This window comes from Methylobacterium sp. ap11, from assembly GCF_900110515.1.
Lineage (GTDB): Bacteria > Pseudomonadota > Alphaproteobacteria > Rhizobiales > Beijerinckiaceae > Methylobacterium > Methylobacterium ajmalii.
In genome coordinates, this window is the sequence record NZ_FOEB01000008.1 from 22,781 (window position 1) to 39,136 (window position 16,356).

The window sequence follows — 16,356 nt, forward strand, 5'->3', positions numbered from 1 at the left end:
GCTAGGGGAGGGAGAAGCGGGGCGCAAGCGCTCTCAGGCCGGAGGCATCCTTACGCCGGCGGCGGGTCCGGCGCCTCGACCACGGCCTGGCGCTGGAGCTGCAGGGCGACGAACCAGCACAGCGAGGCCCAGGCGGCGCCGATGCACCAGCCGGCGAGCACGTCGCTTGGCCAGTGCACCCCGAGGTAGATCCGGCTGATGCCGACGAGCAGCGTGGTGACGACCCCGAGGCCCATCACGAAGGCCTTGACCTTGCCCGAGCGCTCGACCCGGGCGAGCAGGATCGCCAGCGTCAGGTAGGCGATCGCCGACAGCATGGCGTGGCCGCTCGGGAAGCTCGCCGTGAAGGTCTCCATGCCGTGCGGCACCAGATCGGGACGGGGGCGGCGGAAGAACAGCTTGAGGCCGGTCGAGAGCAATTCGCCGCCGCCGATCGCCACCACGACGAACAGGGCGGCACGCCGCCGCGCCGTGATGGCGAGATAGAGCACGACGCAGGCCGTGACGTAGACGATGCCGAACACGCTGCCGAAGGCGGTGATGTCGCGCATCGTCTCGGGCAGCCAGGACGGCCCGATCGGCTGGGCGAGGTCGCCGGGGACGCGGAGCGCCAGGAGCAGCCGGTCGTCGAAGCCGAACGAGCCGCCCTCGCGGATCTCGTCAGCGAGCTTGAAGAACCCGAAGCCGAACAGGCTGACGGCGAGCAGCGAGGCGAGCGGCCCGATCTCGTTGAGGCGCAGGCGCAGCCACACCGCCGTGGCGTGGCGCCGGAACGGGATCTGGACCATCAGGCGCCCCCGAACGGAAACCGGCCGCGGGCCTCCCAGGGCCCGCCGAGATAGCGCCACAGCAGGAGCCCGGTGCCGGTGATCGTGCGCGGCACGAACGACGCCTCGAGTTCGCGGTGGAGGGCGCGGGCCTCCTCCGGCGCGACCTTGTTCTGCACGGTGACGTGGGGCCGGTAGCCCTGCCGGTCCTGCGGCGTCAGCCAGGGCTGGAACGTCGTGGCGAGACGCCCGCGCAGGGCCGAGAGCCGGCCCGAATCGAGCGTGTAGGCGACGCCGCGGCCGATGAAGCGCAGGCCTGCGACCGCGACCGGCAGCGGACTCTCCGCCCGCACCTCCGCGGCGAGCGTCTCGACGACGGCGCGCTCCTCCTCGCCCGGCAGGTGGTGGAAGAGCGTGACGTGGGCCGGAATCTTGTTGAGGGCCGGCGGGAAGTGGCGGCGGCGCTGGCCGTCGAACTCCGCGAAGGCGGCCTCGTCGAGTTCCAGGGTGAGGATCAGGGGGGCTTGCGACATCCTCCAGGCGACATGGCGCGGGCGGCGCCAAAAGCCAGTGCTGTTCAGCTCGTACCGTTCCCGCTACACGGCGCCCATGCGCGACAGCACCGACATGGTCCATCTCGGCCGGGATGGCTGGCTCTTCCTGACCGGCGGCACCAACCGGGTGCGCGAGCAGTACCGGGCGAGCCTGCCCGTCGCCTGGCGGCTGTGGCGCTGGCGCCGGCTGATCGAGGCGCGCACCGCGCGGGCCGCCGCCGCGGGCCTGCGCGCCTTCCACGTCGTGGTGCCGGAAAAGCTCAGCATCTACGACGACCGCCTCGACGGGCTCGCCCTCGACCCGGCGCTCTCGCCGGCCCGCCGCCTCGGCGCGCGGCTCGCCCGCTCGCGGGTCGCCGGGGCCTGGATCGATCTCGTCGGGCCGCTGCGGGCGGCGCGCGACGCGGAGCCGCCGCTGTACCTGCGCACCGACACCCACTGGAGCCAGGAGGGCTGCCGGCTGGCCTACGGCGAGATCATGCGGGCGATGGGCGCGGTGCCGCCCGCCGACCTCGCCGGCCGGCCGTTCCACGACCATGACGGGCTCCTCGATCTCGGCGCCAAGCTCGACCCGCCGGTGCGGGAGACGATGCGGGTCCACGAGGTCCAGCGCGACGCCGTGCGGGTCTTCGCCAACCCGCTGGTCGAGGGCCACGAGTCGCGGGGTACCGCGGCCGACCTGCATGTCGGCGCCCACGTGGTCTTCCGCAACGAGAGCCCGGCCGCCGACCCGCGGACCCTGATGCTGTTCGGCGATTCCTGCTCGCACTTCCACCCGATCTTCCTCACCGGCCTGCTCGCCGAGAGCTTTCGCGAGCTGCACTTCGTCTGGTCGGCGAATCTCGACTGGGCCTATATCGAGCGGGTGCGGCCGCACCTGCTGCTCGTCGAGGTGGCGGAGCGCTTCCTCGCCCGGGTGCCGACCGACCGGTTCGACGTCGCGGCGGAGGGCGCACGCTCGCTCCCGGCGGCCTGAGCCCGCCCATTGCGGTGCCGCCCCGCCGCCCCACCTTCGGAGGCGACGGGCGAGGAGGGTGCGATGGGGCTTCTGGTCGACGGCGTCTGGCACGACCAATGGTACGACACCAAGGAGACCGGCGGGCGCTTCGTGCGCAAGGACGCGGCGTTTCGCAACTGGGTCACGCCCGGCGGCGAACCGGGCCCGAGCGGGGAAGGCGGCTTCCCGGCCGAGCCCGGGCGCTACCACCTCTACGTCTCGCTCGCCTGCCCGTGGGCGCACCGCACCCTGATCGTGCGGGCGCTGAAAGGGCTCGAGGACGCGATCTCGGTCTCGGTGGTCGATCCGCTGATGGGGTCCGAGGGCTGGGTGTTCGGCGAGGATACCGGACCGGACGCGGTGAACGGCGCGACGCGGCTCTACGAGGTCTACCTCAAGGCCGACCCGCACTATTCCGGCCGGGTCACCGTGCCGGTCTTGTGGGACAAGGTCCGGGGTACGATCGTGTCGAACGAATCGGCCGAGATCGTCCGGATGCTGGGCGCCGCCTTCCCGGGCGGGCCGGACCTCTACCCGCGGGACCTGCGCGCCGAGATCGACGACGTGAATGCCCGGGTCTACGACCGGGTCAACAACGGCGTCTACAAGGCGGGCTTCGCGACGACGCAGGAGGCCTACGAGGAGGCCGTGACGGCGTTGTTCACGGAACTCGATGCCCTCGACGCCCGCCTCGACCGCTCGCGCTACCTCGTCGGCGACCGGCTGACCGAGGCCGACATCCGGCTGTTCACCACGCTGGTGCGGTTCGATCCGGTCTATGTCGGCCACTTCAAGTGCAACCTGCGCCGGATCGCCGATTACCCCAATCTCGCGCCCTACCTTCGCGACCTCTACCAGACCCCCGGCATCGCCCCGACCGTGGACCTCACCCACATCAAGCGGCACTATTACGAGAGCCACGCCACCATCAACCCGACCGGGATCGTCCCGCTCGGGCCCGTGCTCGACTACGACGCGCCGCACGGCCGGGCCGAGCGGTTCGGGACTTGAACCCGGCGGCCCGGGCGCGTCACCCCGAGGCCGGCCCCCGCGCCTCGGCGAGGTGCACGGCCTGGGCGCCGACCTCGTAGGCGATCTCCCGGACGGCCCGGAACCCGATCGGCGCCGGGTCGGTCACCGGGAGCGGCAGGTCGGCCTCCGCGATGCGGCCGGCCACGAGGTCGGCCAGCACCGCGCCGAAGGCGGTGCCGGGGGCGATGCCGCGGCCGTTATAGCCGCTGAAGCCGACCACGTTGCGGGCGAGCCGGTGGAAGCGCGGCAGGGCGTCCGCCGTCATGCCGATCCGGCCGTACCATTCGGCCTCGAACGGCACGTCGGCGGCCTGCGGAAACAGCGCCCTCAGGGTGCGCCGGGCCCAGGCTCGGTGGATCGCCGCCCCGGTGCCGCGCAGTGCACCGACGCTGCCGATCACCAGCCGCCCGGCGGCGTCGAGGCGGAACGAGGTCAGGACCGGCTTGGTGTCCCAGGCGCCCTGGCGCCCGGGCAGGATCGTGCCGCGCAGGTTGTCGCTCAAGGGGGCGGTCGCGATGTTGAAGTAGGGCAGGTGGGCGATCTCGGCCCGGATCTCGGGCCAGGGCGCGCGCGTATAGGCGTTGGTGGCGACGATCACCCAATCGGCGGTCACGCCGCCCTCCGGCGTCGCGAGGTGCCAGCGCGGGCCGGTCTCGGTCACGCCGACGACCGGGCTGCCGGTATGGACGACCGCGCCCGCGTCGATCGCCGCCCGGGCGAGGCCCCGCGCATAGGCGAGCGGCTGGATCGTGCCGGCGCGCTCGTCGAGGAGCGCGCCCGCGTAGGCCCGCGTGCCGGTGAGGCGGGCCGCCTCCTCCGCGTCGAGGAGGCGCACCGGCGCCCCGCGGGCCTGCCATTGCCGGGCCCGGTCCGCGAGGTCGGCCAGGCCCTTCCGGCCGACCGCGCAGTGCAGGGTGCCGGCCCCTTCCGCCTCGCAGGCGATGCCGTGCCGGGCGACGAGATCGAACACCCGGCGCGGCGCGGCGCCGAGGAGCGCGAGCAGCCGCTCGCCGCGCTCGGTGCCGAGGGCGGCCGGCACGAGGTCGGGCTTCACCCACAGCCCCGCATTGACGAGGCCGACATTGCGCCCCGAACCGCCGAAGCCGACGGTCTCGCCCTCGAGCACCACCACCCGGGCGCCGCCCTGCGCGAGGTGGAGGGCCGCCGAGAGGCCGGTATAGCCCGCCCCCACCACCGCCACGTCGGCGGTCGCCTCGCCGCGCAGAGGCGTCGTGTCGGGAGAGGGCGGGGCGGTGCGCGCCCAGAGGCCGTGCGAGCGGGGATCGGTGGTCACGCGTCTGTCGGGTCCTGGACTCGGTCCGGCACCATGCCCGATCGCTCGTATCCGCGCCACGGCTGGCGCCGGAGCGGGACCGGCCTAGACTGGTCTTCCAGGGAGGCCCGCATGACCGAATCCAACGCCGTGGACGCGGCGATCACCAGCCGGCGTAGCGTCCGGGGCTTCCTTCCCGATCCGGTGCCGACGGCGACCATCCGCGACCTCCTGGCGCTCGCCGGCCGGGCCCCGAGCGGCAGCAACATCCAGCCCTGGAAGGTCCACGTCGTCACCGGCGCCGCCCTCGCGCGCCTGACCGCCGCGCTCTCGGCGGCGCATGAGAGCGACATGCCGGAAGCGCGAGAGTACGAGTATTATCCGGTCGACTGGCGCGAGCCGTATCTCGGCCGGCGCCGGAGCCTCGGCTGGCAGCTCTACGGGCTCGCCGGGATCGAGAAGGGCGACAAGGCGGGCGCCAAGCGCCAGATGGGCCGCAACTTCACGTTCTTCGGCGCTCCCGTCGGCCTCGTCTTCGCCATCGACCGCGACCTGGAGCAGGGCAGCTGGCTCGACTACGGGATGTTCCTCCAGACCCTGATGCTCGCCGCCCGCGGGCGCGGCCTCGACACCTGCCCGCAGGCGGCGATCGCGAGCTATCCGGGGGTGGTGCGGGGAGAGCTGGGCATCCCGCAGAGCGAGACGGTGGTGTGCGGGATGGCGCTCGGCTTCGCCGACCCGGACGAGCCCGTGAACGCGTTGCGGGCGGAGCGGGAGGCGGTGGAGAGCTACGCGGTGTTCCACGACGGTTGAGCGGCCGGCCGACATGACGCGCCTCGCGGCCCCGGGTGCCCTCCCGTCCTCGATTTCGTCCCAGGGGGCGATCCAAGGGGGGCGAAGGAGGGCTCGGGGCGAGATCCGCCGGACCGTCTCCGCCCTGGTCACGCATGCTTCCGAGCCGCCGTCCCGTCCTCGTACCGCGACAGGTCGGGCTCTTCCGCCCGCCCGCCGAACAGCTTGCCCGCCACGCGGCGAAACGCCGGCCGGCTCGCCGTCCACAGGGCCGCGTGCAGTGCGCGGATGCCGAGCCGGGTTCGCGGATGCATCAGCCGCGGCGCGATCTTGGGTACGCCCTGCGCGTCTTCGACCATCGGGCGCATCGCCCGCTCGTAGGCCGTGAAGGCGGCCCGGACGTCGTCGGTGCGGGCGAGCTCGCCCGCGAGCACCCGCGCCCCGGTGAGCGCCAGCGTGGCGCCGATGCCGGCGAGCGGCGTGACGCACCAGGCGGCGTCGCCGGTGAGAGCGACGCGCCCGCGCGACCAGCGCGGCATCCGCACCTGGCGCAGCACGTCGAAGTAGAGGTCGTCGGTGCCGTCGAGGGCCGCCAGCACCCGCGGCGCCTGCCAGCCGGCATCGTGGAAGCGCTCGTGCAGGAAGGTCTTCTGGCGGTCGCGGTCCCAGCCCTGCGCCTCGGCGAGCGGGCCGTGGACCGCCAGCATCGCCCGGGTCGTGCCGTGCCGGTCGGGGCGCAGCGACAGGCTGCGGCCGCCGGGCGCGTTGTACCAGCGCCAGAGCCGGTCGTCGTCCGGGGTGCGGGGGATCGTGAGGTACGCGAGGGTCAGGTCCATCCAGCGCGGGTCGTTGTCGCCCGGAAACACCCGCTCGCGGGTCGAGGAGCCGACGCCCTCGGCGACGACCACGGCGTCGTAGGCACCCGTCTGCCCGTCCGCGAAGGTGACGGTCGCGGCATCCGCGCCGTCGTCGATGCGCTCGACCACGGTGCCGAACCGGAAGACGGCGTGGGGTCGGGCCGCCTCGAAGAGCAGGCGGGCGAGGTCGCCGCGCAGGATCTCCATCTCGGCGGTCGGGCCGTCGCCCTCGATCTGCCCGGTCATGAAGCGCGCCCGCGGCCGGCCGTCCGCGTCGATCCAGGCGGTGCCCTCCTCGCCGGTGCCGCGATCGAGCGCCGCCCGCTCCAGTCCCATCTCGCGCAGGATTCGTCGGCCGACGCCGCGGATGTCGACGTTCTGGCCGCCGTCGCGGAAGACGGGGGCGCGCTCGACCACCGTCACGTCGAACCCGGCGCGGCCGAGCCACCAGGCCGCGGTGGTGCCGGCGATGCTGGCGCCGGTGATCAGGATGCGGCGAGCCATGCGCTGAGCCTACTCCACCCGCACCACGGGCTCGAACCGCCCCTTCACCTTCACCGGCACCGTGAAGGTGCGCCCGGCGAAGCGGTCGTCGGTGCGGTCGGGGTCGAGTCCCTCGGTGGCGGAGGTCACCACCAGGGTGTCGGCGTCGGGCCCGATGAAGGCCGGGCAGGTCACCTGGCGGGCCGGCATCGCGATGCTGCGCACCCGCGTGCCGTCGGGGGCGTAGGCGTCGAGGCTGGCCCCACCCCAGCGGGCGTTCCAGACCAGGCCCTCGGCGTCGATCACCGCTCCGTCCGGCGCGCCCTCGGAGGCCGGAACCTGGACGAACACCTTCCGGTCGCCGACCGGGAGCCCGGTCGCCGGATCGGTGGCGACGCGCCAGATCGTGCCGGCCTCGGAATCGGCGAAGATCGCGTGCGTGCCGTCGGCCGCGAACGCGATGGCGTTCGGAATGGTGAGACCGGTGAACAGGGTCCGCATCGCGCCGCGGAAGAACCAGTGGATCGCGCCGTAGCCGGCCTGCGCCTCCCGGCCCATCGTGCCGAGCCACAGGGCACCGCAGGGGTGGACCCGGCCGTCGTTCGAGCGCGTCTCGGGCCGGTCGGCCTCCAGCGCCGTGAGGAGGCGCATCCGCCCGCTGTCGATGTCGCGCAGGTAGAGCCCGTTCTCGGCGCCGAGCAGCAGGGTGGCGTCGTCGACCCGCGCCACCATCGAGGCCATCACCGGCAGGTCGTGCAGGGTGGTGGCGCCACCCGAGAACGGCCGCTCGCACAGGTGCTTGCCGAGGATGTCGAGCCAGTAGAGCCGACCGAGGCCGGGATGCGCCGCCGGTCCCTCGCCGAGGATGCAGGCGCGGTCGCAGAAGATGCCGGCCCAGCCGCTCATCGGGCGGTCTCCTTCGTGAAGCGGTACTCGATGATCTCGCGGTAGGTCTCGCCGGGGCGCACCACCGCGCTCGGGAAGCCCGGATGGTTCGGCGCGTCGGGAAAGGCCTCGGGCTCGAGGCAGAGGCCGCTGCGGGCAGCGAAACCCAGGCCGGCCTTGGCGAGGTGGGTGCCGTCGTAGAACTGCACCGCCGGCGCGGTGGCCAGCACCGTGAGCGCGAGGTCGCTGCCCGGCGCCGTGACCCGGCCGACGGGGCGCGGCTCGGCGGCGCTCCCGTGCCCGAGCACGAAGGCATGGTCGAAGGCCCGGTCGCCGATCCGCGTCGCGCGGCGCAGGTCGAACCGGGTGCCGGCGACCGGGGCGACCGCGCCGGTCGGGATCTGGGCCTCGTCGACCGGCAGGTAGGATTCGGCCGGGATCTCGATCACGTGGTCGTCGATCGGCGGGGCGGGGTGCCCCTCGGGCGGCAGCGTCAGGTTGAAGTAGCTGTGGTTCGTCAGGTTGACGATCGTCGGCTCGGTGGTGGACGCGGTCAGCGTGAGGCGGAGGGTACCGGGCGCGACGATGGCGTAGGTGCACGCCACCGTGAGCGCCCCCGGATACCCTTCCTCGCCGTCGGCCGACCGGTAGGTCAGGGTCAGGCTGCGCGGTCCCACCTCGGCAAAACTCCAGTTTCGGCGCGAGAAGCCCTGCGCCCCGCCATGCAGGTGGGTGCGGCCGGCCTCGTTGCGGGGAAGCGCGTGGGTCACCCCGTCGAGGGTGAAGCGTCCGCCGGCGATCCGGTTGGCGAAGCGCCCGACGACGGCGCCGCATTGCGGAGTCTTCTCCACGTAGTCGTGGGGATCGTCGCGGCCGAGCACCACCGGGCGGCCATGGACGTCGAGGCGGCGGATCGCGGCGCCGAGGCTCAGGACCGCGACTTCCAGCCCCTCGCCGGCCAGCCGCGCCTCCAGGATCGGGCTGCCGTCCGGCATCGTGCCGACGGGGACGGGGGCTCTGTCGCTCATGCGGATGTCCTGATGCGCGCCGAGATCGGGGCGGGTCATCCTCTAAGGGTAGGGCGCGCCCGGCGCCCTCTCCACCGCCGCCGCGCTGTTGCGCAGGCCGTCGCGCACCACGACCTCGGTCGCCGCGGCGGCGGCGGGCGGGTCGCCGGCCCGGATCGCCGCCGCGATCGCCGCGTGCGCCCGCCAGGCGACGGCGTGCTCGTGCGGGTCGGTGGGCCGGCTGAGCTGAAACAGCACGGCGAGCGCCGCCTCGGTCACCGCGCCGACCGAGTGCATGAAGACGTTGCCGGAGGCGTCCGCCAGGGCGAGGTGGAAGGCGAGATCGGCCCGCGCGAAGGCCGGATCGAGCCCGGCCGCGGCCCGCATGTCCGTCACGCAGGCGTCGAGCCGGTCGAGATCGGCGAGCGTCCGGCGCTCCGCCGCCAGCGCCGCCGCCGCCGGCTCGACCGCGAGGCGGATCTCGGCGAGGTCGCGCAGGAAGCGCGCATCGATGCCGCCCTCGATCGTCCAGGCCAGCACGTCGCGGTCGAACAGGTTCCAGGCCGCCCGCTCGCGCACCCGGGTGCCGACCCGGGTCCGGGTCTCGATCAGGCCCTTGGCCGACAGGGTCTTGATCGCCTCGCGCAGGACCGTGCGCGACACGCCGAACCGCGCCAGCAGGACGGGCTCCCCCGGCAGTACCGCGCCCTCGGAAAAATCTCCGGCGACGATGCCGGTGCCGAGCGCCCGGGCGATCCGGGCGTGACCCGGGCCCCCGACCCGGCCCGGGGCCGGCACCCCGGGAATCCTCTTGCGCGAAATCGCCGCGGCCTCGCTCCCATCCAAGGTTGCGCCCTCCCGGTGGATTCCGGCCTCTTGCCCACGCGTCAGGAATCCGCGATAAGGGCCGGACCGCTGCAATAGTCATATTAAATGATTTACAGCGCGTCGAGCGGACCGACGGGCTTCGAGGGAGGAAGCGGTGACGGCAATCTATCCGGACCTTGCGGGCAAGGTCGTGGTGGTGACGGGCGGCGGCTCCGGGATCGGGGCGGAGTTGGTCCGGCACTTCGCCCGGCAGAAGGCTCGGGTCGGCTTCCTGGACATCGCGGACGAGCCCTCGCGGGCGCTCGCCGCCGAGCTGGAGGGGGACGGCCTGTCGGTCGCCTTCGAGCACGCCGACGTGACCGACATTCCGGCGCTGAAACGCGCGATCGGGCGCATCCGAGACCGGTTCGGCCCGGTCGACGTGCTGATGAACAACGCCGCCCACGACGAGCGCCACGCCACCGAGGAGGTGACGGAGGCCTACTGGGACGGCCGCATCGCCGTGAACCTCAAGCACCAGTTCTTCGCAGCCCAAGCCGTTCTGCCCGACATGAAGGCGACGGGCGGCGGCGCGATCATCAATTTCGGCTCGGTGTCGTGGATGATCGGGCAGGGCGGCATGGCCGCCTACACCGCCTGCAAGTCCGGGGTGATCGGCCTCACCCGCTCGCTCGCCCGCGATTTCGGCCCCTTCAACATCCGGGTCAACGCGCTGGCGCCGGGCTGGATCATGACCGAGCGCCAGCTGGCGCTGTGGGTGACGCCGGAATCGGACGCCGAGATCAACGCCCGCCAGTGCCTCAAGCGCAAGCTGGTGCCGGCGGACGTCGCGCGCTTTGCCGTGTTCCTCGCCTCGGAGGAGGCCGGGGCGTGCACCAACCAGCATTACGTCGTGGATGGCGGGTGGGTGTGAGGGGAGGCTCCCGCAGGCACGCCGGTGGCCAGTCCTAGCGCAGGTTTCTCCCTCCCCTCTCTGCGGGGGAGGGGGAAACCCGCGCTATTCCTTCCCCGGGTAGCTCCAAGGCTCCCCCTGCGGAAGTATCAGGCTGACCCATCCGCCAGCCACACGACAGAAACACCGACCCCGGCAGATGAGCAGGACGCAAATCCTGCCGGGCCCCAACTCACCCGCAGCCCCGCGCGACCAAGATGCGGGGATTTGGGAGGAACCATGAAGTCGTTCGTCGCTCTCGTCGGCGGAGCCCTGATGGCTGCCGCGATGCTCGCAACCCCGGCTGCCGCCCAGCAGAAGGGCAAGATCGGCGTCTCGATGCCGACCAAGTCCTCGGCGCGCTGGATCGCCGACGGCCAGGGCCTAGTCCAGGCGCTCAACGACAAGGGCTACACCGCCGACCTGCAATACGCCGAGGACGAGATCCCCAACCAGCTGTCGCAGATCGAGAACATGATCGCGACCGGCGCCAAGGTGCTGGTGATCGCCGCGATCGACGGCACCACCCTGTCGGACGTGCTGCAGCAGGCGAGCGAGCGCGGCATCAAGGTCATCGCCTACGATCGCCTGATCCGCGGCTCGAAGAACGTCGACTACTACGCCACCTTCGACAATTTCCAGGTCGGCGTGCTGCAGGGCAGCTACATCGTCGACAAGCTCGGCCTCAAGGACGGCAAGGGGCCGTTCACCGTCGAGCTGTTCGGCGGCTCGCCGGACGACAACAACGCCTACTTCTTCTACGACGGCGCGATGTCGGTGCTCAAACCCTACATCGATTCCGGCAAGCTGACCGTGCCGAGCAAGCAGCTTGGGATGGACAAGGTCTCGACCCTGCGCTGGGACGGCGCGGCGGCCCAGGCCCGGATGGACAACCTGCTGTCGGCCTTCTACGGCAACAAGCGCCTCGACGCGGTCCTGTCGCCCTACGACGGCATCTCGATCGGCGTCATCTCGTCGCTGAAGGGCGTCGGCTACGGCTCGCCCGACCAGAAGATGCCGATCATCACCGGCCAGGATGCCGAGATCCCCTCCGTCAAGGCGATCGTCCGCGGCGACCAGAGCATGACGGTGTTCAAGGACACCCGCGAGCTCGCCAAGGTCACGAGCGACATGGTCGCGGCGATCTCGTCCGGCGGAGAGGTCCAGGTCAACGACACCAAGACCTACAACAACGGCGTCAAGGTGGTGCCGTCCTATCTCCTGAAGCCGGTGACGGTCGACAAGGACAACTGGCAGAAGGTGCTGGTCGACAGCGGCTACTACAAGGCCCAGCAGGTCAAGTGATGGCGGCGTCCCCGGCTCCGCGCGCGGTGCCGAGCGCCTCTCCGATCCTGGAGATGCGCGGCATCACCAAGGCGTTCCCGGGCGTCAAGGCGCTCGACGCCGTCAACCTCGCCGTCCGCGCCGGCGAGATCCACGCCGTCTGCGGCGAGAACGGGGCCGGGAAATCGACCCTGATGAAGGTGCTGAGCGGGGTCTACCCCGCCGGCTCCTACGACGGCAGCATCCTGTTCGACGGCGAGGAGCGGCGCTTCTCGGGCATCCCCGACAGCGAGGCGCTCGGCATCATCATCATCCACCAGGAGCTCGCCCTGGTGCCGCTCCTGTCGATCGCGGAAAACATCTTCCTCGGCAACGAGGCGGCGTCGCGCTTCGGCCTGATCGACTGGCCGCTCGCCATGGCGCGCACCCGCGAGCTGCTCGCCCGGGTCGGCCTCGACGAGGCGCCCGAGACGCTGGTGACGCATCTCGGCGTCGGCAAGCAGCAGCTCGTCGAGATCGCCAAGGCGTTGTCGAAGAAGGTGCGGCTCCTCATCCTCGACGAGCCGACCGCCTCGCTCAACGAGAGCGACAGCGCCGCGCTCCTCACCCTGCTGGAGGCCTTCCGCCGGCAGGGCATCACCTCGATCCTGATCTCGCACAAGCTCAACGAGATCGCCCGCGTCGCCGACAGCGTGACGATCCTGCGCGACGGCACCAGCGTCGAGACCCTGCCCCGGGAGGCGATGCTGGGCCCGGACGGCAGGCTGAACGAGGACCGGATCATCAAGGGCATGGTCGGGCGCGACCTCGCCCACCGCTATCCGCCGCGGGAGGGCGTCGCGATCGGCGAGCCGCTGCTGGAGGTGCGGAACTGGAGCGTGCGCCACCCGCTCCATCCCGATCGCCTCGCGGTCGAGGACGTGAGCCTGACGGTCCGCCGCGGCGAGGTCGTCGGCATGGCCGGGCTGCTGGGGGCCGGACGGACCGAGTTCGCCATGAGCCTGTTCGGCGGCGCCTACGGCCAGCGCGTCGCCGGCGAGGCGCGGCTCAACGGGCGGCCGGCCGATCTCGGCAGCGTCGAGAAGGCGATCCGGGCCGGCCTCGCCTACGCCACCGAGGACCGCAAGGGCTACGGCCTCGTGCTGCACGAGGACATCCGCACCAACGTGTCGCTGGCCAACTTGCCCGGAGTCGCCGCCAAGGGGGTCATCGACGAGGACCGCGAGCGGGCGGTGGCCGAGCGCTACCGCGAACGCCTGCGCATCCGCTCGTCGGGCATCGACCAGGCGACCGTGAACCTGTCGGGCGGCAACCAGCAGAAGGTCGTCCTGAGCAAGTGGCTCTTCGCCGATCCGGACGTGCTGATCCTCGACGAGCCGACCCGCGGCATCGACGTCGGCGCCAAGTACGAGATCTACGCGATCATCAACGACCTCGCCGCCCAGGGGAAGGGCGTGCTGATCATCTCGTCGGAGATGCCGGAGCTGCTCGGCATGTGCGACCGCATCCTCGTCATGAACCGCGGCCGCATCGTCGGCGAGCTCCCCGCGGCTGAGGCCTCGCAGGAGGCGATCATGCGGGCCATCGTCACCTCGGGAGGCTGAAGACCAACGATGAGCGACACCGCCACTCCCCTCCAGGCACCGCGCCCGCCCGCCCTCGCCGGCTTGAGCGCCAAGGCGTTCTCGGGCTCGCTGCGCGACTACGGCATGATCCTGTGCCTCGTCGGCATCGTGCTCTTCTTCCAGTTCTTCACCGACGGGGCGCTGCTTCGCCCCCTCAACCTCACCAACCTGGTGCTGCAGAACAGCTACATCGTCGTGATGGCGCTGGGCATGCTGCTCGTCATCGTGGCCGGGCACATCGACCTGTCGGTCGGCTCGACCGCGGGCTTCATCGGGGCGCTCGCCGCGGTGCTGATGGTGCAGATGGGCCTGCATCCGCTGCTGGCCACGGTGCTGTGCCTCGTCGCCGGCGGGCTGATCGGCGCGGCGCAAGGGTGGTGGGTGGCCTACCTGCGCATCCCGTCCTTCATCGTGACGCTGGCCGGCATGCTGGTGTTCAAGGGCCTCACCCTGGCGCTGCTCGCCGGCCAGTCGGTCGGGCCGTTCCCGTCCGATTTCCAGAAGCTCAGCTCCGGCTTCATCCCGGACGTCGTCACCGGCGGCTCGCTGCGCATCACCTCGGTCCTGGTCGGCGTGGCGCTCGCTCTCATCCTCGTCGGCTCGAACCTGCGCCGGCGGCTCGGCCAGCAGCGCCAGGGTTTCACGTCCGAGCCGATCGGCGCCTTCGCGCTCAAGAACGCCATTATGGCCGCCGTCATCGTCGCCTTCAGCACTTGGCTCGCCACCTATCGCGGCCTGCCGAACGTGCTGATCGTGATGTTCGCGCTGATCCTCCTCTATCGCTTCGTCACCAGCCGCACGGTGATCGGCCGGCGGGTCTACGCGCTCGGCGGCAACGAGAAGGCGGCGAAGCTCTCGGGGATCAACACCGAGCGCCTGACCTTCCTCACCTTCGTCAACATGGGGGTGCTGGCCGCGCTGGCCGGCCTGATCTTCGCCGCCCGCCTCAACACCGCGACCCCCAAGGCGGGCCTCGGCTTCGAGCTCGACGTCATCGCCGCCTGCTTCATCGGCGGCGCCTCGGCCTCGGGCGGCGTCGGCAAGGTCACGGGCGCGGTGGTCGGCGCGCTGATCATGGGCGTGATGAACAACGGCATGTCGATCCTCGGCATCGGCATCGACTACCAGCAGGTCATCAAGGGCTTGGTGCTGTTGGGGGCGGTCAGCATCGACCAGTATTATCGCAAGCGCTGAACGATCCGCGCCGGATCCACCCGGCGCGAACCCGGCCAGCGGCAGGGCGTTGCCCCGGGACCTCGTATTACGCGACACTGAGAATGTGGATGCCGTCCGCAGACGTTCCATGAGGGCTCGCCCCCTTTCCCGGACGACTGGAGCGTCAGCGGAAGGAGATCCGGGACCCAGCGGAAGATGTGCCGCGAAGCGGCTCTGCTTGATGCACCGTCGCAGACGCAAGGACGCTTCGCGGCTTGTCGTGCTGGATCCCGGATCTCCTTCCGCTTCGCTTCAGTCGTGCAGGCCCGTACCGGGCCCGGAAAGGGGTTGGTCGACGATGAGCCGCGGAGCCTGGCGGCACGGGGCCCAGCCAGTGTCGTGTATCGTGATGCGGCCCGAGCGGGCGCCGCTCTAGACGTCGGCTCCTGCATCGTCGCGCGCCCGGGCGGTCGCTAGCGCCGGGGCGCCGAACCACTCCGCCCGCATCGCCTCGCGCAGCAGCGCGCCGACCGCCGGGGCGTGCGGCCGGCCGCGGACGGTGACGAGGGCGACCTCGCGCCAGAAGTCCGGCTCGACGAGCGGGCGGGCGACGACGCCCGGATGGGTCACGCAGGAGCGCGGCATGAAGCCGAAGCCGAGGCCCGAGGCGATCATCGCCAGGATCCAGTCGTCGCGCTCGCTCCGGTAGATCGTCTCGCAATCGGTGCAGCCCTGCGCCTCCCAGACCGGCCCGACGGTGCCGCGGAACTCGCAGTTGAGGCGGTGGACGTAGTGCTGGCCGTTGAGGTCGCGGGGGCGGATCGCGTCGAGGGCGGCCAGCGGGTGGGCGGCCGCCACCGCGATCACCATCGGCTCGCGGAACAGGGCGAGGTGGTGCAGGCGGGCGTCCGGCTCGCGGCCCGGCAGGCAGTAGAGCGCGACCTCGAGGCCGCCGGCGAGCAGGCGTTCCTCCAGGGCGCTCGCGCTCGCATCGACGATGTCGAGTTCGAGGTCCGGATGCCGCGCCCGCAGGCCCCCGATCAGCCCGACCAGGACGTCGGGCTGGATCGTGCACATCACCCCGAGCGTCAGGCGGGTGCGGCGCTGGCGGCCGAAGGCGCGGGCCTCGGCCTGCGCGGCCTGCGCCTTGGCGTAGACCTCCTCGAGGTAGGGCCGCACCGTGCGCCCCAGCTCGGAGAGCTGCGTGCCGGCCCGCTCGCGGTGAAACAGCGCCCCGCCCAGCTCCTGTTCCAGGAAATGGATCGCCCGGGTGAGGGAGGGCTGGGTGACGTGGCAGGCCTGGGCCGCGCGGGTGAAGTTGTGCTCCTCGCACAGGGCCAGGAAGTAGCGGATCTGGTGCATCTCCATCGTCGCTCTCCGCTGCGAGCCTTCAACCCGGGAGCCCCGGCGCTGCGGGGACGGATCGAAGGCTAACACCGCGGGGGCGGGGCGGGAACGCGGCCGTGCGGGCCGGCGCGTCAGCACCACGGGCAGGAGCGCCAGGCCGGCGGGTCCGAGGGCCGGGACGGCGCGGTGGAGCGCACGGCCCGCGGAGCCTGGACCGGGGCCGGCCGCATGCGCGCATCGTCATAGCCGGTGTAACGCGGGGGCGCGGGCATCGCGGAGACGACCGCGGCCTCCCGGCCCTCGGGGTGCAGGAGCGACTGGGTCCAGGCATGGGCGGAGGTCGACAGGGCGGCGAGCACGGCGCCGGCGAGGAGAAGGCTGCGCATCGGACGATGATCCGTTCGTGGGAGGGGGCGGGGTGCCCCCTGGTCGAGAGGGATCATCGCCCCGGGGCTCCCCCGCGGGCCAATGCCGTTCGCCTATCGTGGCGATGCCGTCCGGCTCTGGCCGCGTCCCCGCCCACGGTTGACGCGGGGGGA

16 protein-coding genes are annotated in these 16,356 nt (G+C 72.1%); 7 read left to right on the top strand and 9 right to left on the bottom strand.

Going from position 1 to position 16,356, the window contains the following annotated elements; all coding sequences use genetic code 11:
- Positions 1 to 50: 50 nt before the first annotated feature.
- Both BMX97_RS13485 and BMX97_RS13490 read right to left on the bottom strand, forming a co-directional pair.
- Positions 51 to 788, bottom strand: coding sequence for a phosphatase PAP2 family protein (locus BMX97_RS13485; protein WP_060846430.1), 738 nt, complete (start codon positions 786 to 788; stop codon positions 51 to 53).
- Entirely contained in the window at positions 788 to 1,300 is a 513-nt protein-coding gene (locus BMX97_RS13490; protein ID WP_091750758.1) for a 2'-5' RNA ligase family protein, read from the bottom strand. The genes BMX97_RS13485 and BMX97_RS13490 overlap by 1 nt, the downstream gene beginning before the upstream one ends.
- A gap of 76 nt (positions 1,301 to 1,376) precedes the next feature.
- Here BMX97_RS13490 and BMX97_RS13495 point away from each other — a divergent pair, with 76 nt between their 5' ends.
- A complete protein-coding gene (locus BMX97_RS13495) occupies positions 1,377 to 2,297 on the top strand; it encodes an alginate O-acetyltransferase AlgX-related protein (RefSeq protein WP_091751390.1) in 921 nt (306 codons plus the stop codon).
- Between the two features lie 63 nt (positions 2,298 to 2,360).
- Positions 2,361 to 3,329 (top strand): glutathione S-transferase family protein, encoded by a 969-nt coding sequence (locus BMX97_RS13500; RefSeq protein WP_091750761.1) that lies wholly within the window; start codon positions 2,361 to 2,363, stop codon positions 3,327 to 3,329.
- A gap of 19 nt (positions 3,330 to 3,348) precedes the next feature.
- On the opposite strand, the gene BMX97_RS13505 is transcribed toward BMX97_RS13500, so the two are convergent.
- Positions 3,349 to 4,644 carry an NAD(P)/FAD-dependent oxidoreductase gene (locus BMX97_RS13505; protein ID WP_091750764.1) on the bottom strand — a complete coding sequence of 432 codons (1,296 nt, stop codon included), beginning with the start codon at positions 4,642 to 4,644 and terminating at the stop codon, positions 3,349 to 3,351.
- Positions 4,645 to 4,755: 111 nt separating this feature from the next.
- Between BMX97_RS13505 and BMX97_RS13510 the strand changes: the two genes are divergently transcribed.
- Positions 4,756 to 5,436 (top strand): nitroreductase, encoded by a 681-nt coding sequence (locus tag BMX97_RS13510; RefSeq protein WP_091750767.1) that lies wholly within the window; start codon positions 4,756 to 4,758, stop codon positions 5,434 to 5,436.
- 128 nt (positions 5,437 to 5,564) lie between these two features.
- Here BMX97_RS13510 and BMX97_RS13515 read toward each other — a convergent pair whose 3' ends face one another.
- The 4 genes from BMX97_RS13515 to BMX97_RS13530 are packed head-to-tail and all read right to left on the bottom strand — an operon-like array spanning position 5,565 to position 9,445.
- The gene (locus tag BMX97_RS13515) at positions 5,565 to 6,776 is read right to left on the bottom strand and encodes an FAD-dependent monooxygenase (protein ID WP_091750770.1); all 1,212 of its coding nucleotides are present in this window, start codon (positions 6,774 to 6,776) and stop codon (positions 5,565 to 5,567) included.
- A gap of 9 nt (positions 6,777 to 6,785) precedes the next feature.
- Positions 6,786 to 7,661, bottom strand: a complete 876-nt coding sequence (locus BMX97_RS13520) for an SMP-30/gluconolactonase/LRE family protein (RefSeq protein ID WP_091750773.1) — start codon at positions 7,659 to 7,661, stop codon at positions 6,786 to 6,788.
- Positions 7,658 to 8,668, bottom strand: coding sequence for an aldose epimerase family protein (locus BMX97_RS13525; protein ID WP_177202216.1), 1,011 nt, complete (start codon positions 8,666 to 8,668; stop codon positions 7,658 to 7,660). Before BMX97_RS13525 ends, BMX97_RS13520 begins: the two co-directional genes overlap by 4 nt.
- Positions 8,669 to 8,710: 42 nt before the next feature.
- Positions 8,711 to 9,445, bottom strand: a complete 735-nt coding sequence (locus BMX97_RS13530) for a FadR/GntR family transcriptional regulator (RefSeq protein WP_244538413.1) — start codon at positions 9,443 to 9,445, stop codon at positions 8,711 to 8,713.
- A 184-nt stretch (positions 9,446 to 9,629) separates the two neighbouring features.
- Between BMX97_RS13530 and BMX97_RS13535 the strand changes: the two genes are divergently transcribed.
- From BMX97_RS13535 to mmsB, 4 genes are all read left to right on the top strand, one after another.
- Positions 9,630 to 10,388 (top strand): SDR family NAD(P)-dependent oxidoreductase, encoded by a 759-nt coding sequence (locus BMX97_RS13535; RefSeq protein WP_091750781.1) that lies wholly within the window; start codon positions 9,630 to 9,632, stop codon positions 10,386 to 10,388.
- Positions 10,389 to 10,646: 258 nt separating this feature from the next.
- A complete protein-coding gene (gene chvE, locus BMX97_RS13540; protein WP_091750784.1) occupies positions 10,647 to 11,711 on the top strand; it encodes a multiple monosaccharide ABC transporter substrate-binding protein in 1,065 nt (354 codons plus the stop codon).
- Positions 11,711 to 13,294, top strand: coding sequence for a multiple monosaccharide ABC transporter ATP-binding protein (gene mmsA / locus BMX97_RS13545; RefSeq protein WP_091750787.1), 1,584 nt, complete (start codon positions 11,711 to 11,713; stop codon positions 13,292 to 13,294). Before chvE ends, mmsA begins: the two co-directional genes overlap by 1 nt.
- A 9-nt stretch (positions 13,295 to 13,303) precedes the next feature.
- Positions 13,304 to 14,509 (top strand): multiple monosaccharide ABC transporter permease, encoded by a 1,206-nt coding sequence (gene mmsB / locus BMX97_RS13550; protein WP_091750791.1) that lies wholly within the window; start codon positions 13,304 to 13,306, stop codon positions 14,507 to 14,509.
- Positions 14,510 to 14,902: 393 nt separating this feature from the next.
- Here the strand turns inward: mmsB and BMX97_RS13555 are convergent, their stop codons facing one another.
- Both BMX97_RS13555 and BMX97_RS13560 read right to left on the bottom strand, forming a co-directional pair.
- On the bottom strand, positions 14,903 to 15,838 hold the full coding sequence (locus tag BMX97_RS13555) for a LysR family transcriptional regulator (RefSeq protein WP_091750794.1): 936 nt from the start codon (positions 15,836 to 15,838) through the stop codon (positions 14,903 to 14,905).
- A gap of 110 nt (positions 15,839 to 15,948) precedes the next feature.
- Positions 15,949 to 16,203, bottom strand: a complete 255-nt coding sequence (locus tag BMX97_RS13560; RefSeq protein WP_091750797.1) for a hypothetical protein — start codon at positions 16,201 to 16,203, stop codon at positions 15,949 to 15,951.
- Between the last annotated feature and the right edge of the window lie 153 nt (positions 16,204 to 16,356).